Raw genomic sequence first — 23,911 nt, forward strand, 5'->3', positions numbered from 1 at the left:
AATGATTTCAGAGTTAAAAAGCAATTCCTTTAATATCCTCTAAAAATTGAATAAATAAATCAAATATTATAGGATCTATGGCTATTTTTTCTTCCGTAAACATATTTTGCATAAATAATACCACATCTTTGGGATTTTTATTTCTTCTTCCTTCCATAAAGCTTAAAGTATCGTATATATCTACAATCTCAAACATTTTTGCAGGAAAATATGAGAGAACATTTGCATTTATAATATCTTCAGGCTCAAAACTCATTAGAAAATCAATTTTATGCCTAGTATCATTTATTTTTTTATATATAAAATTCTTTAATATTCCGCTGCCGTAATCATAGCATTCATGATGAAGTCCTGCAATCAAAGAAGCTTCATCTTTCTGATTTAATATATATTTAAGAAAATAATAAGCTTTGACGGTATGAAAATCTTTAAAATCCTTGTCTTTTATAAAATCATCTGAGGGAATAAAATCAGTCATATTAAGCATAGCGGTGTCATGATAAAAAGCCCCTACAGCATAACTGACGATTTCAGAGCTTGTAAATTTTCTTATGCCAAGCCTGAATACATTTTCTAATTTTTCTATATTTTTTATGATATTAAATCTCTCTAATATAATCTTGTATTTATTTAAATAAATATTTTTATAATCCTGTCTTAATTTATTGCTTAAACCCTTATTAAATAGGTTATTATAATAATATAAAAATTCTATCATAAGTATGCATACTCTATTGCTATGACTTAATATATTTGAATCGTCAAGCATATCCAAACTATCAAAAATATCTCTGAAAAAATAATCTTTTTCCAAACAGCCTACTACAGAACTCATTATATTTAAAACCATAATATTAGTTTCTTCAGTAAAACCGCTGTGGCTATTATCTGCGCTTTTTATATATTTCAAATGTCTGATAAAATCCAGCCTTACTATAATACCCATTCCTGTTAATAAACGCTCTATATTTGCCGCAATCTCGGCTGTAACCTTAGGGGCTTTAGATTCAAGCTTTATCTGGTCCAAATGAGGTTTTAATAAATGCAGTCTGTTATAAGCTTTTTCTTCCACTATTTTTTTTAAAAGATCATTATTGGCAGACTTTAATTTATCATTATTAGATATGCAGTTTTTATATATATGATAAAAATATTCAAACTCCCCGTATTTATTATCATCAGTTCCGTCAATTACAGCGCTTTTATTGATGTTTGGATTATTTAAATTAAAAAACTTTGTGGAAAATGAAGATATATAAAACTTTGCATCTTTAATAAAAATATTATCTTTTTGATTAAAGAGAATTTCTATAGAGGTTCCGGGTATGATAATGCTTATACCATTGGAATTAACGCAGGTCAGCTCTATATTTTCTTTAATTATCATTTCCTTCATTTCTATGATCTTATCAAAATTAATCTCATAATATTTATTCATTGCCTTAAACATAAATAATTCCTAAAAAATATATTTTAATTTTCCATTTCCTGCAAAATTTCCTTGATATGTTTAAGCTGCCTGTCTGCTGTTTTATTATAATCAATTTCGCTAAATGATATTTTATACGCTTTATCAATTAAATTATCCATCTCTAATTTAGACTTATTTCTCATAACTTTAACTGCTAATTCTTTTGTAACAGCCCATCTCTCTTTAGCTAAATTATAAAAAAATACAGCATATTCAAGACTTTTCTTTATATCTTCTTTAAACTGCGAATTATAGAAATAATAATTTTTCTTATCATAAAGGCCTGCGATATAGATATAATTCTGAGTTATCAGATAATTGAACTGCATATGCATAAGATCTTTATATCTGCTGTAAGCTTCTTCTGTCTCTATTATAGCCAAAGCCCTATTAACAAAATCAAAAGGCGCATTTAAAGCTCTTTCAAGATAATCTACATTTCTAAGCAAATCATACTCGGCATAATAAGAAGGCAAAGCATAAAGCCTATAATAATCTTCAGCATAAATTATATATCCGTAATCTTTTTTTTCAACTATAGTTGATTCTTTCATACCTATTTTAGGATATAGATTAATACTAAATATAAAAATAAATAATAATATTAGTTTCTTCATACATTTAAAACTTATAAATTAAAATATTACTGCTTTTATTAACGGTATAAATTATATAATTCTTTATAAATAAAAAAATTACTTTTGAACAATTCTTTTAATGATATTTAAAAGTAATAAAAAATAACCTGATATAAATAAAAAATTTACTATACATATACTTAAATATATTTTCTTTTTTAAATTTATTATTTTTTCTATACGAAATGCAAAAATAGAATTAAGTATTATAGAAGAAAAAAACATAAAAGTATAACTGAATATTGTAAAATAAGTCCTAATAATAATTATTGATAAAATATAAAATATAATACTAAAAATAAATAATAATATATTTATATCTTTATTTATCTAAAACACAATATAATATAAAAAATAAAGGCATTAAAATATAATAATACAAAGGCATAAAAATTAGAAAATATGAAAAAATAGACAAAAATGAAGCCAATAAGAAATAAAAGCCTGATATGCTAAACATAATAATTGCTTCAATTTTGCCTTTCTTCAGCCTCTTTTAAAATTTCAAATATAGCGCTGTTATTATTATTTCTGGCTATATCTATAGGATATTCTCCCCTGTTGTTTCTCACCATAATATCAGCTCCGGATAAAACTAACTCGCTTACTATATCAATATTTCCAGAATTAACAGCCTTATGCAAAGGTGTGTCGCCGTTTTGATTTTGAATATTAAGATTTGGTTTTTTTTCCAACAGCATTCTGACAATAGGAAGTTCTGAATGTTCCGATGCTATATGCAAAGATGTGTTTCCGTATTTATCGGCTGCATTAATATCTATTTTCTGAGTTAAAAGAATTCTTACAATATTTTCAGCACCGCTTTTTGAAGCTATCATCAAAGGTGTATAACTTGATATTCCTGCATAATTTATATCTGCTCCGTTTTCTACCAATATCTGAAGCAAATCAACATTATCATTATCAATTGCATATTCAATTAAACTCTCTCCGTCTTTTGTTACAACAGAAAGATCAGCCTTATTTGATATTAATAATTTTGTAAGCTCAACATCATTATTCATAACAGCTATTGTCAAAGGACTAAAGCCTCTGCTGTCTTCCATATTTATATCCGCTTTGTTTTCTATTAAAAGCTTTATCATATCGTTTCTGCTTGATTCTATAGGACTGTTTATAGCATATAAAAGAGGAGTTTTTTCATCATAGCTTTCCGCATTAACATCGGCTTTATTTTCTATAAGTATCTTAGCAAGTTCAATATCTCCGTTATTAGCGGCATACATTAAAGGAGTCCAGCCTTCATTATCGGAAGAATTAACATCAGCATTATTCTCAAGAAGAATTTTTACAGTATCTATATATGAATTCCCGCTTGCTATTATTAAGGCATTTTTTCCATTAACAAGTTTGTTTAATATGTTTTTATTTATATTTGCGATTATTTTCTTTGTTATCTCAGCACTGTCGGAAGATAAGCTTGATAATAACTTCAAATCTGCAGGCGAAAAATAAATATTGTTAAATCTGGATCCTGCAGCAGCCATTATTATATTTCCGTGTACATCATTTTCTCCTGCATCTTCTATTTTAGCTCCTTTAGATAAAAAATAATCCACTAAAGAAGAATTAAGAGCTAAAACTGCATTATAAAGCACAGTTGTACCGTCTGAATTTTTATAATTAATATCGGCACCGTTATCTATTAAATATCGTACTATACTCTCATCGCTGTTTTCAATCGCATAACCCAAAAGCAAAGGCTCTCTTTTCAAATCAAACGAATTATCCAATAAAAGCTTTATCATAGCTTTATTAGTCTGAGATACAGCATAATACATAGGATATCTATCTAAATTGCTGCCTGTATAAGAACCGTATATATTAGCTTTTCCTTCATTAATAAGAAGCTCAGCTATTTTTACATTATTATTGCTTATTGCCAATATAAGCGGAGTTACGCCTGAATTGTTATACTTCTGCGTATCGGCTTTATTTTCTAATAAAAATTTAACGGCTTTAATATTATTATTTTTTACAGCATAATATAAAGGGCTTTGATTATTATTGTCCGTTTTATTGACATCAGCGGCATGATTATTAACCATTTCTTTTACAACTTTATCGCCGTATCTTTTATTATATATTTCCTCACTGTATATTTCATATTTTTTAACCATTTTATCCATATCAGATTTATTTTTTATAAACAAAAACAAGCCCGCAAGTATTCCAGCCCCTGTAAGAAACACAAATACAATAGCTCCAGCCACTACTGCTACTTTAAATATATATTTTTTATTTTCTTCTAATTCTTTAGATTTATTTATTTTTTCTATAGAGTTATTATTATTAAAACTTTCCATAAACTGATAATTTCCTGAAATATTAAATTTGGATTATAATAACATATTTTTAATAAAATTAAAAGGCTTTCATATAAAAAATTATATAACGCTTTATTGTAATGCAAAACTTCTGGTTTCTATGTAAGGCGTTTCATCTGCAATATAAGATTCTATAACGGCAATATAATTTCCTTTAGATATAGAAGATAATTCTTCTTTAGGTATTGTTAACTTGAATACATCATCATGCAAAACAGCATTATACTCTCTTTCAATTCCGTTTTGCAATTGAAGCAATACTTTTACCTTTGTATCAGAATCAGGCATATAAAAATCATTATTCGGATAATTGTATACAGATACATAAATATCCATATTCATATCATTATTTTTATTTACTATAGCAGGCATTTCAATATCCTCTATTCTGCTCATTTTCATTGATAATTTATCTATCCAATACTGGGCGCTGTATCCGTAATCTTTAAAAGCGGTTAATTCTATATAGTTAGCCTTTGAATCTATTCTTGATATAAAAAAAGGTCCGTTTGATATATAGGCATGTCCGTATTTATCTATAAAATCGTAAGCCGCCTGATATCTCTTTACAGCCTCTTCTTTTGTAATAAAGTCTTCTATTCCTATAGGAATATACCCGCTGTCTCTCATCTCTATTAATTTTTCTTTTATATCCGATACGCATGTGATATTTTTAACATCTATTGCAGTTAAAGACTGATCCTGAGAAATAGTATAAACATTTCCAGATTTTGATCCTTCCAAAACTATTTTCATTATGGCTTCATTTATCTCAAATGGAATGACGGTATTTCTGTTAGGATTTCCTATTTTAGGACTTACCGCAGCTGCTGCAATTTGCCTGTTCATATCCATAGGCCAATAATAATTTCCATAAAGAGTAAAGCTTCCGTCATCATTTAAAACACTTCCTACAGCACCGTCCATAGCCGAAAGATATCTTCCAGCCATAGCTGAATCATAATATTTATCATTCTCATTTGTTTTTGTTATAATATTTGCTATAAATACGCTGCCGTACATTAAATCGGCTAAAGACGAATCTATTCCATGATGCCATTTAAAAGTTCTGGGCTTAAAGCTGCATTTCACATAGGCGGTAATATTATCTGACTTTTTATAAACTAACTCACCTTTCTCATTAACTTTTACAAACAAACCCTCCTCCCATTTCTGAGTATAAGGATTATACATTTTAGCATTTTTCGGAACTTTTATTGTACCTGAAGGTATATTGTTATTTCCAGCTTTAACGCCTATCTCCAAACTATTTAAATCTGCTTCTCCTAATATAAACTCAGTTTTTGCTGTAGATGGGGATTCAAATGTGGCACCTGCATCGGAACAAGGACCTATCATTATAGCAGAATAAGCATCAGAAAATCCGCCTACGCCTACAGGATCCCAAGGACTTATAAATAAAGATCCCTGAGATGAATGCTGAAGCACCCTTAATATCTTTTCTCCATTGCGGTTAGGCTTTATATCTGCACTTCTTATAGACCAACTATTAATTCCATCTCCAACTCCGTAAAGCATTCTGCTATTAAATCTATCTTTATTCGCCGCAAAAAACTGAGTCTGAGAGTTTAAATATATCCGTACGGCTTCTTCAAGACCAATTTCCTGCAGACGCATATTTCCATTCCAATACTCTTCAGCAGTCAAAAACCAGCCGTTTGAATTCTTATCGCTTATTTTTGAAGCTTCTCTATTATCATAATTCCAAAACTCCGAAATATTGCATCCAGGCATATAATTGCCTTCTTTTACATACATTTGTCTTAATGAAACATCCCACCAAGCACGTGTAGCTCCTGCACCCCAAGCCTCTGTAATGATATTCCATTCATAATTTTTAGGGTCTGAACCGTACACAACCTGAGTTGCTTTATTTCTGTCATATAATAATTTTTCTACTTTTATTCCTGTTTTTTCTATTAAATCGGATATGGCGCTGCCTGCGGGAAGTCTGCCTGTTGGATCATCAACCCTTATAACAAATTTAACAGTTACAATATCATTATTATATTTCCACCATCCGTTTTCTTTTTTTAATTTCCCTCTGTTTTCAGGCAAATCGGCGGCTTTCTCCATAGCTTTATTTATATCATTAATAGCTTTTTCCTCATTGCCGTTAATAGTCATACCCATTTTTGAAGGTATCAGATTATATCTGTAGGTTCCGGGCTGACCTGGTGTTGCCTGAGTAAATGAAGGCTCCCCAGCTCCTCTTAAAATTTCATCAATAAGTTTTTTTCTGTCAATTAAAAAATTCATTGCAAATCTTATTTCCCTTATAGCCAAAGGATTAAAATAAGTTTTACCGTCTTTTGCATCAATAGTATAAGGTGCTTTATTAGGTATAGGATTAAATAATAAACTCCAAGATCCTGAAGGCACTGCATAAGTATCCAGCTTTTCTAAATCATTTTCATTTAATGACAGATAAGTACCTCCGTCTATTCCGCTTGCCATTAAATCGGCTCTTCCGTCTGCCACATCTTTAATAGCTATAGTCATATCAGTTCTTACTTCATATATTATTTTATCTATTAAGGCTCCGCCTGTGTATGTTTTAATTATTTCTTCTTTCTTATTATTATACGAACATGAAAATAATATCAGCAATATTAGTATTGATAATTTATCTAAAATTTTATTATTTGATTTCATTATAAAGCCTCATTATATAAAAAGAACTTAACATAATATATAATAACGGCATAAATAATAAATGTCAATAATATAAAAAATAATTAAAGCGAAGTTTACTGAAATTTATATTAAAGCTCAAATACAGTATATGTATTTCTTTCTTTTTAAATTTATATACATACTCCTTAATCTTTTTTATTGCAATATTATTCTAAAAAATTAATAATTATCATATCAAGTTAACATACTTCATAAATTTATGAATTAAATTTTCGATAATAATTCATACAGATACATTTCTATACTTCAATGAGGATCTATTATGAATATGCAAAATTATAATGTTTTTAATGATAAAGTATATATTTTACTGGAAGAGTTCAGCGATTATCTGCAGACATTAAATTTTGCAGCGCATACTATCAACAGCTACAATAAAGACTTAAAAGAATATTTAGATTTTTTAAGTAATAATAATATTTTCTTAGAAGAAGCGGATCATTATTCTGTAAGAGAATATTTAACATTCTTGAAGGAAAAATCTTTAACAAATTCAACTATGTCAAGACATTTATCATCTATTAAAAAATTTTATAAATATCTGATAAGAAACGGATACTCGGATAAAACCAGAATAGCCGATATGAAAAGTCCGAAAAGAGAAGAACATATAGCTAAATTCTTATCAATAAATGATATAGATAATATATTATCTATTGATGATGAAGGAGATTTTACTCTTATCAGAGATAAAATGATGGCATTATTTATATATGCAATAGGATTAAGAGTATCGGAACTTGCTTCATTAAAGCTTAGTATGATAAAAAAAGGAAGCGAAACATTAAGAATATGCGGAAAGGGAGAAAAGTTCAGATATATACCCATACTGCCTATAGTATACGAAAATTGGGATATATACATAGAAAAAAGAAGAAGCATTCAAAAAGAATATTCTCAAAACAATGATTATCTATTCATAAATAAATTCGGAAAGCCTATAAGCGACAGAAGCATAAGAACTTCTATGAAGCGTTTAATAAGAAATTCAAATATATTAACAGATTTCTCTCCGCATACTTTAAGACATACTTTCGCAACTCATCTTCTTAATAATAATGCAGAGATAAGAGGTGTTCAGGAATTACTTGGACATGAAACTATATCAACTACTCAAAAATATACACATGTTACAAACTCAAGACTATTTGAAGTATACAATAAATTTCATCCTCATTCTAATAATTAGTTTTTTACTGCTGATAATTTACTGTTTTGCATTATGGTTGATTTATAATAAATACTTTTTAAATAATGCAAAGTATATTTATAACTATTTAATATGACAAAATATACTCAAGTATATATAATTATGCATCTTATATTTATTTCTTTATAGCTAAATACCTATTTAAATAATATAACAATTTTTTTTATTTTTCAATTTTTTTAAATTGAAATATTTATTTTATCATACATTTATATATAATATCATATAAATATTTTTAATATATAAATTAAGCAGGCAGTTAAATGAAAATCAATTTAGATAATTATGCATTAATATCATTAGAACAATTAAAAGCTTATAAAGAATTGATATCAAAAGACAGAATAGAAATTATCTCAAAAAATAAAAACGGTATTATAAATGTAATACCTTACAATAAAATAGATTATTTATTTGAAAACGAATTAAATATATTATTCGAAAAATCAGATTATTATATATATAAATCTTATTTGAAAATGATAGAGTTTTTTATAGATCCTGAAGAAATAAATAATAAGGATTATTTTTATTCTATCTTTACAAACTGCAAAGATGCAGATGAAGATATAGCATCCGAACAGGAAAAGATACTTGAAGAGATATTATCTATGCCGTATGCAGACAGAATAGAAAATATAAAAAGCCTGATATCCGAATTAGAAACTGAAGAAAATAAGGATAAGTTTACTTTAAAAAGCGCAAAAATTATAGGTGAAATATTAATAAAACTAGGACTTATGCATAGAATAAATGTTATAGGCAATATATCTGAAAATACTGAAAACGGATATGATGAAATAAAAAAATATAATATAAATTATGAAGAATTAATGAAAAGTGTTGCAGAAAGCGCTTTCATATTATTAAATAAGCGTTATGAAAAAGAAAATATGTTTAATGATACTATAGGATTTACAGGATGCAATATAATAGATCATAGCAACAGACTATTCATAAATACTATAGAATTTATGATATTCTACAATAAAAATATTAATATGGGAATCTTATCAAAAATAAGAGCCAAATGGAAAAATAAATATATGCCTTACTATACAAAAGTATCCAGAAAAAACAAATTTTTAAAAGATGTATCAAAACTGGATAATATATTTAAATTAGGCATAAGACAATTTGATTATATTGAAATAGTGAATATGTCAATTGCGGCATTACTGCATGATATTACTCTTACGGAAATTATAAATTATCTGCCTTTAAAAAATAAAAATAATAAAATATACTCCCATTCCATTAAATCATACAACTATTTAAAATATTCTATATCAAATAATCAGGATATTAATTTAGCTGTAGGACTTCATCATGAATATTACGGATACGGGCATGGAGTCGGCATTACTTTATGTGACGCTATCAGAGCCAAAAGACCTAATTTTGAATATCAGTATTTAATAAGTTTCGATTCCAAAGATATAATTAGCTGTACATCTTCCGTATATTATCCTGTAAAAATTTTAGAAATATTAGATTTATATGATTTTTTGAAATATAAGCATGATATCTGCTTTAATAAAATTGATACGAATACTGAAATAATAGATTATATGTATGATAATTTTCTCAAAGATGAGGTAAAGATAGATTATATAATATTTTCCATTTTTAGGAATTATCTGTCTGAAATAAAAGCGTCTTAATTATAAAAAATACAATCATCTTAAAATCATAATATTGACTTTAGATCTGAACCAATCCATTCTATTATCAATACTTTCAGTAGAATACTGCTTAAGCTTAAATACGGCAGATAAAATAATTATAAATCTTTTGTCCTTATAAGTTAAGCTTGAATATTCGTCTTTATTTAATTCTAAAATACTTCAGTCTCTTTTATCAAATAGTTTTACAGACTCAACAAAATTCAATAAAGATATTCCGAAAGATTCTAATTTATCATATAAAGCAGCTCCCATTCTTGTATTAACCAAAGCTGCAAATTCGAAACCAGATAAATTTCTAATTCTGCCCTCATGAGAAAGTCTCTCCAAAACAGCGGAGCTATTAGATTTTAAGATACCGTCTTCTAAAAATTCAAAAAACTCAAATTCGCCTTCTAATGATATTATTATTCCATTATATCCGCTACCAGAAATTATAACTTTGCTTGTACTCCCATAACAAAATAATCTATTGCATTCTTACTATAAGAAATCGGCAAGCTCCAAAAAATCATGTATTTTTTACAGCAATATATAAATCAATATTTCCGCTTACATTAAATCTGCTGAATTCACTAAAAGTATAATTTATATAATATTCCATATTTCTTTCATTAAGAAATATTTCAACTATTTTGTAATTGTCTGGCATATTCATTACTAATCCTTACTATATTGCCCGCTCCTAAGGTAAGTATTATATCTCCTTCTTTTTTTATTTTATCAAGCAAAGGCAATACTTCTTCTATATTTTTTATATATCGTACGCTGTTATTTTGTTTTCTTACAATATCACATATAATCTTACCGCTTATACCCGCTATGGGAGTTTCGCCTGCGGCATAAATATCAGTTATAATAACTTCATCAGAATCATTAAAAGCATATTCAAAATTATTTAAAAGCAATTCGGTTCTGCTGTATCTATGAGGCTGAAATACGGATATTATTCTTCTGTTTTTATAGGCATTTCTTACAGACGATAATGTAGCCTTTATTTCCGTAGGGTGATGAGCATAATCGTCAAATAGTATTATTTCTTTATCATAGAGTTTATTGAGTCTTCTGCCTACTCCCTCAAAAGTTTTAAGTCCTTCTTTTATTGTATTAATATCTATGCCTAAACGAATGCAGACTCCTATAGATGCTAATGAATTAAGCACATTATGCATTCCTATAAGAGGAACTGAAAACTCTCCCAAGCATTCTTTATTATGATAAGCTATAAAATATGTAATAAGCTCTTCGGTTCTTACAGAATCTATATCCGCATACAAATCATATTCTTTATTAAAACCGTAAGAATAATATTTTTTATTAAAGCTTTTAGATAAATCCCTTACAACATCATCTTCAAAGCATAAAAATGAACAGCCGTAAAAAGGAACTTTATTAATAAACTCTAAAAAAGCAACTCTTAAAGCCTCAACATTTCCGTAATAATCTAAATGATCATTATCAATATTTGTAACTATATTAATAACGGGGGAAAGTCTTAAAAAACTTCCGTCGCTTTCGTCTGCTTCGCATACCATATACTCGCTTTTCAGATCATTGCAGGAAGCATTGCTTTTTAAATTAAAATGATTTCCGCCTATAATACAAATGGGATTAAGATTGGCATACATCATTATCTGACTGATAAGAGATGTAGTTGTAGTTTTTCCATGAGAACCTGATACCGCTATGCCGTATCTTAACCGCATAATTTCAGCAAGCATTTCTCCTCTTGATATAACGGTTATCTTTTTTTTTCTTGCCTCAATAATCTCTTCATTAGTCATACTGATAGCTGACGAAGTTACAACAGCGGAGACATCATTTTCAATATTTCCTGCATTATGTCCGTAATAAACCTTTATTCCTGAAGATTCCAAAGATTCCGTTTTCGCAGTTTTAACTAAATCGCTGCCTGTAATAATAAAGCCTATTGCATTTAAAACACTGGCTATGGCACTCATTCCTATACCGCCTATTCCTATAAAATGTATTTTCTCTTTTATTTTCGCAAACATTATTTTCCCCGATTATTTAGTATTTAATACAGCAATTGATATTTTATTTATTATTTTTTTCCAGAGTTTTAATTATATCATCAACTATTGAGGATACGGATCTGAAGCTTAAATTCTTTTTAATATTTTCTCTCATAGTTTTTAATCTCTCGCTATTATTTAAATTATTAATAACAATATTTTCTAATTTTTCCTTATCCAAATCTGATTCTTCTATTAAATAAGCCATATCCTTATTAAGCAAATCCAAAGCATTAAAATACTGATGATTATCTGCAGCATAAGGAAACGGTATTAATAAAGAAGGAGCATTCACCACCAATATTTCGCTTATAGAACTGCTTCCCGCTCTTGATATTACAAAATCTGCTGCATGAAGCAAATTTGCCATATCTTTATAATAGCTATGAACAAAAACATTCTCAAGCTTAGCATTATTAACTTTAGATATTATATCCGAAGCCCATTTAGGACCTGCAAGCCATACTATATGCAGATTATTTACATGATTTTTTATATCTTTTATGCATTCGAAGAACAGCTCATTTAATTTTAATGCCCCCTGAGAGCCTCCCATAACAACTAAAAGCTTATCCTCTTCTTTTAATTTCATAACTGTTCTGGCGCTTTCTCTATGAACAATAAAAAAATCATTTCTGACAGGATTTCCAAAAACTTTTCCATCAGGCATAAACTCTAATGTTTTTGAAAAAGTCAGATACGCTCTTTCAGCATCTTTATAAAATATTCTATTAACTTTACCTGGTATGGAATTCTGCTCGCATAAAAATATTGGTATATTTTTTAATTTGGCGGTATAAAGCATTGGAAATGATACAAATCCTCCCATACCTATTATGCATCTGGGCTTATGCTTATTTATTATGCTTCCTGATTTAATTAAAGCGGGTATAAACTTTAATATAAATATTATTTTTTTTAGAAAATTTCCGGGAGAATTAATATTAATAGTATTAAAATCATAAGATTCCGGTATAAGAGGATAATCTCTTTGCGCCACTACAAGTCTGGGCTTATGTCCAAATTTTTTCAGATAATCATATATGGAAATAGCGGGAGTAATATGTCCTGCGGTACCGCCTCCGCATAAAATTATATTCATTGTTCTATCCTTTGAGTTATTTTTAATAAAACAGCCATCATTATCATATTTACCACCAATGCATTTCTCCCATAGCTGATAATAGGAAGGGTCATTCCAGTAGTCGGAAGTATAAGAGTTGCAACCATTATATTTAAATAAGCCTGTACGCTTATGAACATAGTAAAAGCAAATGAGAGGTTTTTTAAAAACAAATCATCAGTACGCAAAGATATTATAAATCCCCTAATAGTAAAAGATAAAAACAGCATAAGTATTATTAAATTGCCTATTAATCCGTATCTCTGAGATATTGATGCATATATAAAATCAGTTAAGGCTGCGGGTAAATGCGTGCTTACATCTCTTATATCCTCGTCTGGAATTCCTGTAATGCCTCCGTAATTAAATGATAATTTAGCTCTTCTAATCTGATAAATTTCCTCTTCAGGCTGATTCTGAGGAGATAAATAAGATAAAACTCGGCTTTTCATATAAGGAGTATTAAAAATAAATATAAAAAATAGTACGGCAAGAAAAATTCCTGAAATAAATATGGATCTTAATGGTATGCCTCCGTAAAAGAATATAGAAAAACCAACTATGGAAAATAAAAGCGCCGTGCCTGAATCAGGTTCTATTAAAATAAGTCCCGAAACTAATATTAATATTAATAGAGGAGGAAATAATCCTTTTTTTATATCTATTAATTTCTCCCCCTTTTTACTAAGCACACTTGCAAAATATATACTGCATGTTATTTTAGCTATCTCCGAAGGCTGTATGGTAATTCCGAAAGGAAGAAGAAGCCATCTTTTGGCATAACTTCCTGAAACTGTTATTCCGAAAAAATAAACCCATACAAGCAGTATCAGTGTAAAAAGAAGTATAATAGGAACCATCTTATCTAAAAAAGAAAAGAAGTCTGGAATAATAAGTATGAAAACAGTTAATATAAGCATAAATGATAATAATTTTAAATGATTAGAAAAATATGAAGTATTAGGCTCATGTATTGTCTGAGCTCCGTATATAGAAACCAGCCCAGCCACAAGAAGCGCCACATATATAATCAATAAATATTTATCAGGAAATAATTTTCTATTTAACATATTAATATAAATACTCTTCTTTTATAATATCTTATAAGCTAATGACATTTTTAATTCTATAAATGTTGTATTATTATAATAAGGAAGACCGACATGCAATCCTGCCGACGCCCCAATATTAAAAATTAAAGTTTCTTTTAAAAATTTAAAATTAAGTATAGAAGCTATGCCGAATTTATGAGATAAATGTTTTGAATTAATTAAATATGTAAGTCCGTAATATCCGCCTATATAAAATAAGCTAATCCTGCCTAAAAGAAAAAAATCATTAACTAATTCAAACTCGCTTTTTTCATGCAGTATTGAAGTTCTGGGATCATAGTAGTATTTTTTATCTCCGACATTCACATAAGACATATTAAGATTATTTATTAAAATAAAATTGTTAAACTTAAATATAAAATAAGGAGAAATATTTATTATATAACCGAAAGAATTTCCCTTTTTCATAGCATACAAATCATCAAAAGAATAGCCGACATCTTTGCTGTTAAACCCCGCATATCCGAAATTCATAATATTAAACATAAAATCGGCATACCCGCTTAACCTTATTCCGAAAAATGATAACGGCTTTATATCGGCAAATAAGCCTATCATATCCGATGATAATGAAAAGTTATTTTCTATGCCGAAATCAGCTTTCGTTTCTTTAAATAAAAAATCTGCGGAGTTTTTATAAAGATATAATCTGTAATATAGTCTTGTTTCAAAATTAAATTTTATATGATTAAATCCTCCCAAAGCGGCTTGCTCTATAAAAAGTTCATTGCTGTAAATACCATTATTTGTATCAACCGATAACCGCCTTTCATATATATCCATATTAAAAATAGTATTTATATCTGCAAAAACAATTTTTGAACATATAAATAATAATACTATAAAAATTTTCATTTTTTTCATTTAAATCTCAAATACATATATATACTTATGAAACTTTTTAATATGATACTTCATAAAATAAAAAAATCAAGATAAAAAATACCATTTTAAATAGATTGAAAAAAAATGTATATATGTTAATATTATCATAGAGTATATTATCAAGGTATATTTCATAATGTATAACAATATTATCAAGTCGATAATGGATAACAGAATAGGAGTTATAAAAAAAGACTCCACTTTATTAGAGCTTGCACTCTTTGCATCTAAATCTTCTAATAAAATATTGGCTGTTATTAACAATTCTGATAAAATAGTAGGTATCATTAATTATGATGAGCTTTTAGTAAATATCTTAAAAAATATAACTAAAAAAGATTCAAAAAATATACTTGATAAAGAAGTATCGCATTTTATGAATAAAAAACTCATAATAGCACATCCTGAAGATGATATAACATCAGCATTTGATACTATGAAAGAAAATAAAATAGATTATTTAATAGTAATAAATAATAATAATTATCCTATAGGAATTGTCAATATATACGACCTATTTGAAAATATAGTAAAAATAAGGGTAAGAAATATGAGTCTTGCCATTAATGATATAAAAAAAAAATCATCTATAGAAAAAGATAAAATAATAAAAAAATTGATGAAAGAAATTGACAGCCTTCATGCTCAGTCCACTATAGATACTCTCACAGGATTATTTAATGTCAGATATTTTAATAAAATAATAGAAAAAGAAGTTGAAAGAGCCAAGAGATACAAATACAGCATATCTATAATATTTATGGATATTGATCATTTTAAAGATATTAATGACATATACGGACATGACTGCGGAAATGTTGTGCTCAATGAAATAGGAAAACTTTTAAATAATAGTTCTGAAAATATTAATATGCTTAGAAAGAGCGATATTGCAATCCGTTACGGAGGTGAAGAGTTTATTGTTATATGTCCAAACACAAAAAAAGAGCAGGCTTATATAGTGGCTGAAAGAATAAGAAAAACCATAGAAAAAAAGAGATTTACTTACAGTTCAACTATCATAAATGTAACTGTAAGTATAGGCATAGCAGAACATAAAGGAACCTCTAAAAAACCTATAGCATATACCATTAAAAATGCGGACTCTGCAATGTATAAAGCCAAGCATCTTGGAAGAAATAAGGTAATAATTAATTAAGATATTTTAAGCCGTTAAGGGTATAAAGTATCACCCTGATAAAAGTCAACAGGGTGATACGGAGGTTTATGAAAAATTGTATTAATTTAACAATACTCCTAAATTATATATAAAATTATATAAAAGTCAATATTTTTTTAATATTATTATGAAATACTTGAGATAATATCATTAATTTCTGAAAATAAATGCGAGCCGTTTTTTAATTCATCTTTAACCTTATCTCTGGCATGTATTACTGAAGCATGATCTCTGTTAAAATCCAATCCTATTTCAGTAACAGATTTTTTAGAATATTCGCATGCCAAATATATTGCAACATGACGGGCTTTTGATATAAACTTAGTTCTATCCCTGCTTTCAAATAATGATGCTTCTATGCCGTAATAATCTGCAACTATTTTCTTTATTTCTCTTATAGTGGCATTTTTTAATCTAGGCTTATTTGTGAAATAGTCTTTAAATATTTCCAATTTTTCGCATTGCTCTATATCGGGAGTTATTTTCATTAAATCCCGTACGGATAAATAAGCCCTTATAGCGCCTTCTATCTTTCTTACATCGGTAGTTATATTCTCTGCCATATATTTCATAACTTCCTTGTCTATATCTGTATGCAAATCGGATAATTTTCTTTCTATTATGGCAAGCCTTGTTTCATACTGAGGCGGCTCTATTGAAAGTATAAGACTCTTTTCAAATCTGTTTTTTAATCTGGATTCAATATTTCTTAATTCTTTAGGAGGCTTATCGCTTACAAATACCATCTGTTTTGAAGAATTATCCAAAGCCTGAAATATCTCAAATAATTCTTTAGATGTCTCCTGAGCACTTTCCAGAAGCTGCAAATCATCTAATAAAAGCATATCTAAAGACTTATATTTTCTTTTAAAAATATCAGGTTTTTTATTTCTAAGTCCCAACACATACTCATCTCTGAATCCGCTTCCGTCTATATAAAGAACTTTGGCATTATTATTATTTTCAATATATGTATTGCCTATAGCCTGAAGTAAATGCGTCTTGCCTATTCCCACACTTCCGTATATATAAAGAGGATTATATTCTTTTCCGGGATTGGAAGACACATATTTTGCAGCCTCAAATACATATCTGTTATTATTACCCTGTATAAAGTTGTCAAATCTGAAATATTTATTTAAATTAGTTTTATTATTCGCAGATTCTTTTTTCGAAGCATCGGATATATTTTTATCTGAAATTATTTCTTTTTTTTCTTCAATTTCTTCAAAATATAAATGTTCGCTTACAAGCATAGAATCGACTTTTACATCTATGCATATATTTCTGCCCAATTTATCTTCAAAAAAATCTTTTATTCTTTTCAGAAAATCTTTTTTTATATGAGTAGCAGCAAAATCTCCCGAACATACTATACTGGCTCTGTCTTCCTCATCGCTTATTAATATGCTTCCTTTAAGGAGGGCAACGGCTGCAAACTCATTTTCTTCGTTTATAATATCTAAAAATTCATTCCAATATTTTTTTATATCTTCCATTTCACTATCTTTAATTAACTATTATTATATTTAAGCTATTCTATAATCGGTATTTTTATATTTAAGTTAAATTACTGTTAAAGTTATCATAATTATAAAAATTATTAATTTGAAGAAACCTTAAAAACAAACATGATAAGAAGAACCAATATTAATATTATTATAATTCCAAATATAAATATGCCCCATTTAATATATTTAACAATTTTATATACTGCGGTATTTTCATCAAAAAAAGTATTCTGAATGCCATGCAAAGCAGATATAATTAAAAGCAATATATCCTCGCCCAAGCCTGCCGCAGGTATTGCATCAGGAACTGCATCTATAGGAGAAATTGTATACAATAAAGCCAATACAAAAGGAATCCAAGAGACTATTGAATTTTTTTTCATACTTTTTTTATTATTAGCTATTTCAGGTTCTCTTTTATTACTATCAAAATCGTTCATAATAAACTCCGTAATTAAAAACTTCAAGTTATTTTAGAGTTTAACGCATTAATTAATATAATACAAGCTTATAAATTATTATTTGATTTCTTTATTATTGCTACCCTTAGCCATTAAATAAATAATTTTATTTAATGGCATGCAGTCGCTTTATTATTTTTTATTGCTGCTAATAAAAATTGTTCGCTTAAAGGTTATATCATTCTTTGAATTCCAGAAGTTTACAATTTTTATAATTTAAGCTTAATAACATTTAAAAATTATTATTTTTACATCTTGAGATTATATTATTATATTTAGAATCTTTAAACTCTATATGCGGTTTAGAACTCAGCATATGAATTGCCGTTATAAGAGAATAACTAATCCATGCTTTTTTTTCTGAAGGTTTTGACGACAATTCATTTTTTTTAAGAAGTTCATTCAAAGACTGAGCTATATCATCAATATGCTCTTCAAAGAAATCTTCGCATTCATCGCAGGTATCCATAGTGGCTTTGCCTTGTATTTCTTCTATTTTTTCTCCGCACCAAACACATTTTACAGACATTTATATACTCCATAAATAGTTTTTTATAATTAATATATAAGATTATATATTAATTAATTTTTTATAATCTTAAAATTAAACCTCATCATTTATTATAGTCATATGAACATGATCTTCCCATTTGCCGTTAATTTTTAAATATTTTTTTGCAAGCCCCTCATATTCAAATCCCAGTCTTTTAGCCAACCCTAATGAAGGCTTATTATGAGGCATAATATTGGCTTCTATTCTATGAAGTCTGAGTTCTTTAAATACTATTATTAATGCGGCATTCAAAGCCTCAGTCATATATCCTTTATGCTGCTGCGCCTCATCTAATTTATAGCCTACCGAAGCTGACAAAAAAGTACCTTTACAGATATTAACAAAACTAATCATTCCTATGATACTTTTTTTATCCTCTATCTTGAAAATCCAGAATTTAAGCATTCTTCCGTCTTTTATTTCTTCAATCTCATTTTTAATAATATTCTTATGTGTGCTTACCTTATAAAAAATATCTGGTCTCAGAGGATCAAAATCTTTAAAAAAATCCTTATTTCTGAAATAAAAATCGGTTATTTCGGAGGCTATATTTATATTAGGCTGAACTAAAAAAAGTCTGTCAGTTTTATAAGTCTTTTTAAGCATATAAGTTTCCGTCCCGTCAAACTATAATTTCAGAGTTCAAAATATTTAATCCCTCATGCCTAAGCAAATATTCTTTTCTGCATAATCCTCCTGCATAACCCGTTAATTTTTTATTTAAGCCTACAACCCTATGGCAAGGTATAATAATAGATATTTTATTTCTTCCCTCAGCTGTACCTACGGCTCTTGCTATGCTTCCTTTTTTATTTGAAATATTTTCAGCTATATCGGAATAAGTAAGAGTTTTTCCAAAAGGTATTTTAGAAGTTTCAATCCAAACATTATACTGAAAATCGGTTGCATATACAGCCAAAGGTATTGTAAATACTTTCAATTTTTTTGAAAAATAATTATCCAATTCTTTTTTTGCTTTTTTTATTAAAAGAGGCTCCTCATTTTTCATAATAATTTGATTGTCATTTAAATGAAATGCTAATGAAGTTATATATTTATAATCCTTATCTGCAGTTATTATTAAATCATTAATGGGGCTTTTATAAATATAGGCTTTATTATAATATTCTTTTTTTTCAAGCCTGATAATCTTCATAATCTAACCTTCTTAAGATTAATAAGAGGACAAGAAGCATATAAACTTTCAATAACATTATGATTAACGGCTGCAGATGCATACTCAAGAACATTTACGCTTACTAAATATTCCGCATCAATGGAAGCCACATATTCCGCCGTATCTTTAGCCGTAGAAAATATGCAGTTATCAAGAGAAACTCCGACAAAATCAAGTATCAGAGTTTCTTTATTTTCTCTTGCAGCATCAATAAACTCTTTATGCATATAGGAAAAGCCTGAATTGCCTTCATCGTCGGCATCAACTCCTTTTTGTACATATATGTAATCTCTTTTTTTTCTAAGACCGTTAACTATGGCAGAGCCGTAAGTTCTTGCAACACAATGTCTAGGCAGCAAAGTAATAATTTCCTCATCTCCAGTATCCTGATCCATAACTTTTATTTTTGAAAAATTTTTTTTATCATGAGTTGAAGCAAAAGATATATGATTAGACGGATGCCAATCCTGAGTTGCAATTATGGCATCATATTCTCCGTTCTTTATAAGATCATTTATTATAGATACAAGTTTGGAAGCTCCTTTTACCGCCATAGGACCGCCTTCCATATAATCATTTTGCATATCTACTATAGTTAATATCTTTATTCTGCTCATAACTTAAATCCGTAAACATTAATATTATGAAATCTTTTTAAGTCCTATACTTTCCTGTATGGTAATAAGCGCCTTTATTGTTTCTTTTATAAGATAGTCTATATCAACATGCAGCATATCGGCACCTTTATTTATGATAGTTCTATCAACTTTAGCTGCAAAAGCCTTATCTTTTAATTTTTTCTTAACAGATTTTACTTCCATGTCATCTAGGCTCTTTGAAGGTCTTACTAAGGCGCATGCTGTAATAAACCCTGCAAGCTCATCAACCGCATATAAAGTTTTTTCCATATTGCTTAAAGGCTCAATATCGGTACATATTCCATAGCCATGACTTTGAACGGCTCTTATAAAACTGCTAGGGAGTCCTTCTTTTTCTAATATTTCTTTAACTTTAATGCAATGCTCATCGGGATATTTTTCATAATCTATATCATGCAGAAATCCTACCATACCCCATTCATCTTCATCTTCTCCGTTTTTTTCAGCAAAATATCTCATAACAGCTTCCACCGATAATGCATGCTTAAATAATGAATGTTCTTTATTATATTTTTTAAATAGTTCAACAGCTTTATCTCTTTCTATACTAGCCATTTAAAAACCTCCAAGCATTGTTATAAGTATATATTATATTTTTCTATTTTTCAATATTTTTTATTATTATATATTTATAAATATCATAAAAAAGTTATAATAAAAACATATATAAAAACGATGATTATAAAAATATAACTTTATACGGAAAAAATATGAAAAAAATCATAATACTAACATTATTCATAAATATTATTACTCTATACTCAGCAGCAGAAAACGAAAATAAAATGATTAATGCTGTAAAAACAGGAGATATCAGAACTATACAAAATCTATTATCTCAAAATATAAATCCTAATATTAAAGATGAAAGAGGATACTATCTTATACATATAGCCGCTGAAAATAATCAGGCTTCTTCTATCAATGTACTAAAAAACTCGCCGTATACGGATTTAAATATATTATTGGAAGATAATGCAGAAATACAAAAAGATAATAAATATATAAATGCTTCATACTGCTCCGCTATGGATATTGCTGCTATTAATAATAATTATGAAAGCGTAAAATTACTGATGGATTTAGGAGCATGTATTAATTTTAAAATAAAAGAAAAACCAAGAAGCGAGTTTATAGCATCTCAATATGCAAACTCAAAAATACTTGAGCTTTATCTGAATAAAAACATATATCTTCTTATGAACAGCGAAGATGTTATATCATTAATAAAATATGCGGCTATAGGAAATAATAAAGAAAATATAAATTATTTGGTAAAAAATCTTGGAATAGATGTTGATACAAAAGATACTAATACAATGCTTCATTATGCGGTTGGAAACGGATCCGTTGAAGCGGCATACGAACTTATAAAATTAGGAGCCGATATTAATAATACAAATGCCGATTTCAAAACATCTTTGCATTATGCAGTAGAAAATAATTCTGATAAATTAATTGAAAGTGTCAATTTACTTTTATCTAAAAATGCCGATCCTAATATAAAAGATAAAGAAGGAAATACTGCATTGCATTTAGCCGTAATAAATTCAGGCAAATCAAGAAATGAATATATAGAAGTTATAAATCATATAATAAAATATAATGCCGATGTAAATACATTAAATAATAAAAATCAATCAGCTTTGAATATATCGGTTATTAATAATGATAATGAAATATCTGATATTTTAATAAATGCAAAATCAGAATTAAATAATATTCATAACGGATATGCCCCTATTCATACAGCTGTCAAAAATAATAATTTATCTTTAGCATCAAATCTGTTAAAAAATGGGGCTTATGTTAATATAAAAGATAAAAACGGATATACGCCGTTATATACGGCAGTAGAAAACGGCAATTTAGAGATATGCAGAATACTTATAAGAAGCAATGCATTAATAGATATTGATACAGTAAATTTGGCAAAAAAAACAAACAATAAAGAAATAAAAAAATTATTGGGACTTGAAACTCTGGATTAATAATTACAGTATTTAAGTTTTATTATAAATTATTTTTTTAATTTATATAAGCAAAAAGCCTGATTTATATCAGGCTTAATACTTCAATTAAAAAATATTCAATTATCTTTTAGCCATTTCATACTGCTTAGGAAACGGAATATCTATTCCTAAAGTCCTAGAAGCCTGTAATGCCCAATAAGGATTTCTTAATAGTTCTCTTCCGATATAAACTGCATCGGCGGCTCCGTTTCTAACTATCATATTAGCCATTTTAGGATCCGTTAAAAGCCCTCCTCCTATGCATGGAACCTTCATATATTGTTTTAATTCTCTGCAGAAAGGTATTTGATATCCTTCATAAGGAATAATTTTACCGTCGGCAGTAACAGCGCCTGTGCTGACATTAATAGAATCAAATAATCCCTCTTCTTCCAACGGTTTTAACATAAATACAAAATCTTTTACTGTGTTTCCGCCTTCTTTCCAATCATAAGATGATATTCTTATTTGTATAGGATAATCTTTTCCTAAAGCTTTTTTTCCTTGTCTCAAAATCTCTTCTAAAATTTTAGCTCTGTTTTTTCCGTATTCATCTGTTCTTTTATTTGATAAAGGAGATAAGAATGTTGAAATTAAATAGCCATGAGCGGCATGCACTTCTACCATATCAAAACCAGCTTTTTTGGCTCTTACAAAAGCTTTTACAAATGCATCAATAACTTTATCAATATCATCTTTAGTCATTTCAACAGGAGTTCTGTATTTGTCATTAAATGCTTCAGCTGTAGGTGCATAAATTTTATCAGTCTTTAAAGATTCGCATTTTCTGCCGCCATGATTAATCTGTATTCCTGCAGAGGCTCCGTTATCTTTAATAATTTTTGCTAATTTAGATAAGCCGTCAATATATTTATCGTCCCATATACCTAAATCATTGTCTGTAATGGAACTTACATAAGGAAGCACACCTGTAGCCTCAACAATAATTAATCCCGTTCCTCCTATGGCTCTTGCAGCATAATGCTGCAGGTACCAGTCATTAACAAATCCGTCTTCAGCGCTGTACATACACATCGGCGGCATTACCACACGGTTTTTTATTTCAATACTTCCTATTTTTAAAGGCGAAAAAAGATTGCTTTTTTCCTGCTTCATAAAATAACTCCTAAAT

General features: G+C 28.2%; 22 protein-coding genes. 4 read left to right on the forward strand and 18 right to left on the reverse strand.

Going from position 1 to position 23,911, the window contains the following annotated elements; translation table 11 throughout:
- Nucleotides 1–13: 13 nt before the first annotated feature.
- From QZ306_RS07280 to QZ306_RS07295, 4 genes are all read right to left on the reverse strand, one after another.
- A complete protein-coding gene (locus tag QZ306_RS07280; protein ID WP_295162589.1) occupies nucleotides 14–1,450 on the reverse strand; it encodes a hypothetical protein in 1,437 nt (478 codons plus the stop codon).
- A 23-nt stretch (nucleotides 1,451–1,473) separates the two neighbouring features.
- The gene (locus QZ306_RS07285; RefSeq protein ID WP_295162591.1) at nucleotides 1,474–2,088 is read right to left on the reverse strand and encodes a hypothetical protein; all 615 of its coding nucleotides are present in this window, start codon (nucleotides 2,086–2,088) and stop codon (nucleotides 1,474–1,476) included.
- A gap of 491 nt (nucleotides 2,089–2,579) precedes the next feature.
- Nucleotides 2,580–4,436 (reverse strand): ankyrin repeat domain-containing protein, encoded by a 1,857-nt coding sequence (locus QZ306_RS07290; protein WP_295162593.1) that lies wholly within the window; start codon nucleotides 4,434–4,436, stop codon nucleotides 2,580–2,582.
- A 93-nt stretch (nucleotides 4,437–4,529) separates the two neighbouring features.
- Entirely contained in the window at nucleotides 4,530–7,133 is a 2,604-nt protein-coding gene (locus QZ306_RS07295) for an ABC transporter substrate-binding protein (RefSeq protein WP_295162595.1), read from the reverse strand.
- Nucleotides 7,134–7,437: 304 nt separating this feature from the next.
- Here QZ306_RS07295 and QZ306_RS07300 point away from each other — a divergent pair, with 304 nt between their 5' ends.
- The gene (locus QZ306_RS07300) at nucleotides 7,438–8,364 is read left to right on the forward strand and encodes a tyrosine-type recombinase/integrase (protein WP_295162597.1); all 927 of its coding nucleotides are present in this window, start codon (nucleotides 7,438–7,440) and stop codon (nucleotides 8,362–8,364) included.
- Between the two features lie 284 nt (nucleotides 8,365–8,648).
- On the forward strand, nucleotides 8,649–10,049 hold the full coding sequence (locus QZ306_RS07305) for a hypothetical protein (protein ID WP_295162599.1): 1,401 nt from the start codon (nucleotides 8,649–8,651) through the stop codon (nucleotides 10,047–10,049).
- Nucleotides 10,050–10,232: 183 nt separating this feature from the next.
- On the opposite strand, the gene QZ306_RS07310 is transcribed toward QZ306_RS07305, so the two are convergent.
- The 6 genes from QZ306_RS07310 to QZ306_RS07335 all read right to left on the reverse strand — a co-directional run bounded on the left by QZ306_RS07310 (nucleotide 10,233) and on the right by QZ306_RS07335 (nucleotide 15,205).
- Nucleotides 10,233–10,400 (reverse strand): hypothetical protein, encoded by a 168-nt coding sequence (locus QZ306_RS07310; RefSeq protein WP_295162601.1) that lies wholly within the window; start codon nucleotides 10,398–10,400, stop codon nucleotides 10,233–10,235.
- Nucleotides 10,401–10,581: 181 nt separating this feature from the next.
- On the reverse strand, nucleotides 10,582–10,722 hold the full coding sequence (locus QZ306_RS07315) for a hypothetical protein (protein ID WP_295162603.1): 141 nt from the start codon (nucleotides 10,720–10,722) through the stop codon (nucleotides 10,582–10,584).
- The gene (murC, locus tag QZ306_RS07320) at nucleotides 10,697–12,085 is read right to left on the reverse strand and encodes a UDP-N-acetylmuramate--L-alanine ligase (RefSeq protein WP_295162605.1); all 1,389 of its coding nucleotides are present in this window, start codon (nucleotides 12,083–12,085) and stop codon (nucleotides 10,697–10,699) included. The genes QZ306_RS07315 and murC overlap by 26 nt, the downstream gene beginning before the upstream one ends.
- 43 nt (nucleotides 12,086–12,128) lie before the next feature.
- Nucleotides 12,129–13,208, reverse strand: a complete 1,080-nt coding sequence (locus tag QZ306_RS07325) for a UDP-N-acetylglucosamine--N-acetylmuramyl-(pentapeptide) pyrophosphoryl-undecaprenol N-acetylglucosamine transferase (RefSeq protein WP_295162606.1) — start codon at nucleotides 13,206–13,208, stop codon at nucleotides 12,129–12,131.
- Entirely contained in the window at nucleotides 13,205–14,299 is a 1,095-nt protein-coding gene (locus QZ306_RS07330; RefSeq protein ID WP_295162608.1) for an FtsW/RodA/SpoVE family cell cycle protein, read from the reverse strand. Before QZ306_RS07330 ends, QZ306_RS07325 begins: the two co-directional genes overlap by 4 nt.
- A gap of 21 nt (nucleotides 14,300–14,320) precedes the next feature.
- Nucleotides 14,321–15,205: a toxin A gene (locus tag QZ306_RS07335; RefSeq protein WP_295162610.1), complete on the reverse strand. Its 885-nt coding sequence runs from the start codon at nucleotides 15,203–15,205 to the stop codon at nucleotides 14,321–14,323.
- A 184-nt stretch (nucleotides 15,206–15,389) separates the two neighbouring features.
- Between QZ306_RS07335 and QZ306_RS07340 the strand changes: the two genes are divergently transcribed.
- Nucleotides 15,390–16,385, forward strand: coding sequence for a diguanylate cyclase (locus QZ306_RS07340; protein WP_295162612.1), 996 nt, complete (start codon nucleotides 15,390–15,392; stop codon nucleotides 16,383–16,385).
- Between the two features lie 146 nt (nucleotides 16,386–16,531).
- Here the strand turns inward: QZ306_RS07340 and dnaA are convergent, their stop codons facing one another.
- The 7 genes from dnaA to QZ306_RS07375 form a co-directional block, all read right to left on the reverse strand.
- A complete protein-coding gene (gene dnaA / locus QZ306_RS07345) occupies nucleotides 16,532–17,905 on the reverse strand; it encodes a chromosomal replication initiator protein DnaA (RefSeq protein ID WP_295162614.1) in 1,374 nt (457 codons plus the stop codon).
- A gap of 104 nt (nucleotides 17,906–18,009) precedes the next feature.
- A complete protein-coding gene (locus QZ306_RS07350) occupies nucleotides 18,010–18,357 on the reverse strand; it encodes a YkvA family protein (RefSeq protein WP_295162616.1) in 348 nt (115 codons plus the stop codon).
- A 253-nt stretch (nucleotides 18,358–18,610) separates the two neighbouring features.
- Nucleotides 18,611–18,907: a hypothetical protein gene (locus QZ306_RS07355; RefSeq protein ID WP_295162618.1), complete on the reverse strand. Its 297-nt coding sequence runs from the start codon at nucleotides 18,905–18,907 to the stop codon at nucleotides 18,611–18,613.
- A 75-nt stretch (nucleotides 18,908–18,982) separates the two neighbouring features.
- On the reverse strand, nucleotides 18,983–19,537 hold the full coding sequence (locus tag QZ306_RS07360; protein WP_295162620.1) for a GNAT family N-acetyltransferase: 555 nt from the start codon (nucleotides 19,535–19,537) through the stop codon (nucleotides 18,983–18,985).
- A 16-nt stretch (nucleotides 19,538–19,553) separates the two neighbouring features.
- Entirely contained in the window at nucleotides 19,554–20,087 is a 534-nt protein-coding gene (locus tag QZ306_RS07365; protein ID WP_295162622.1) for a methylated-DNA--[protein]-cysteine S-methyltransferase, read from the reverse strand.
- On the reverse strand, nucleotides 20,084–20,725 hold the full coding sequence (locus QZ306_RS07370) for an isochorismatase family protein (protein WP_295162624.1): 642 nt from the start codon (nucleotides 20,723–20,725) through the stop codon (nucleotides 20,084–20,086). The genes QZ306_RS07365 and QZ306_RS07370 overlap by 4 nt, the downstream gene beginning before the upstream one ends.
- A gap of 24 nt (nucleotides 20,726–20,749) precedes the next feature.
- A complete protein-coding gene (locus tag QZ306_RS07375; RefSeq protein WP_295162626.1) occupies nucleotides 20,750–21,322 on the reverse strand; it encodes an HD domain-containing protein in 573 nt (190 codons plus the stop codon).
- Nucleotides 21,323–21,477: 155 nt separating this feature from the next.
- Between QZ306_RS07375 and QZ306_RS07380 the strand changes: the two genes are divergently transcribed.
- Nucleotides 21,478–22,758: an ankyrin repeat domain-containing protein gene (locus tag QZ306_RS07380; RefSeq protein ID WP_295162628.1), complete on the forward strand. Its 1,281-nt coding sequence runs from the start codon at nucleotides 21,478–21,480 to the stop codon at nucleotides 22,756–22,758.
- 102 nt (nucleotides 22,759–22,860) lie between these two features.
- On the opposite strand, the gene QZ306_RS07385 is transcribed toward QZ306_RS07380, so the two are convergent.
- Complete coding sequence (locus tag QZ306_RS07385) at nucleotides 22,861–23,895, reverse strand: NADH:flavin oxidoreductase/NADH oxidase (protein ID WP_295162630.1); 1,035 nt, start codon at nucleotides 23,893–23,895, stop codon at nucleotides 22,861–22,863.
- Between the last annotated feature and the right edge of the window lie 16 nt (nucleotides 23,896–23,911).

This window comes from uncultured Brachyspira sp., assembly GCF_910588665.1.
In the GTDB taxonomy this organism is placed as follows: Bacteria; Spirochaetota; Brachyspiria; order Brachyspirales; family Brachyspiraceae; genus Brachyspira.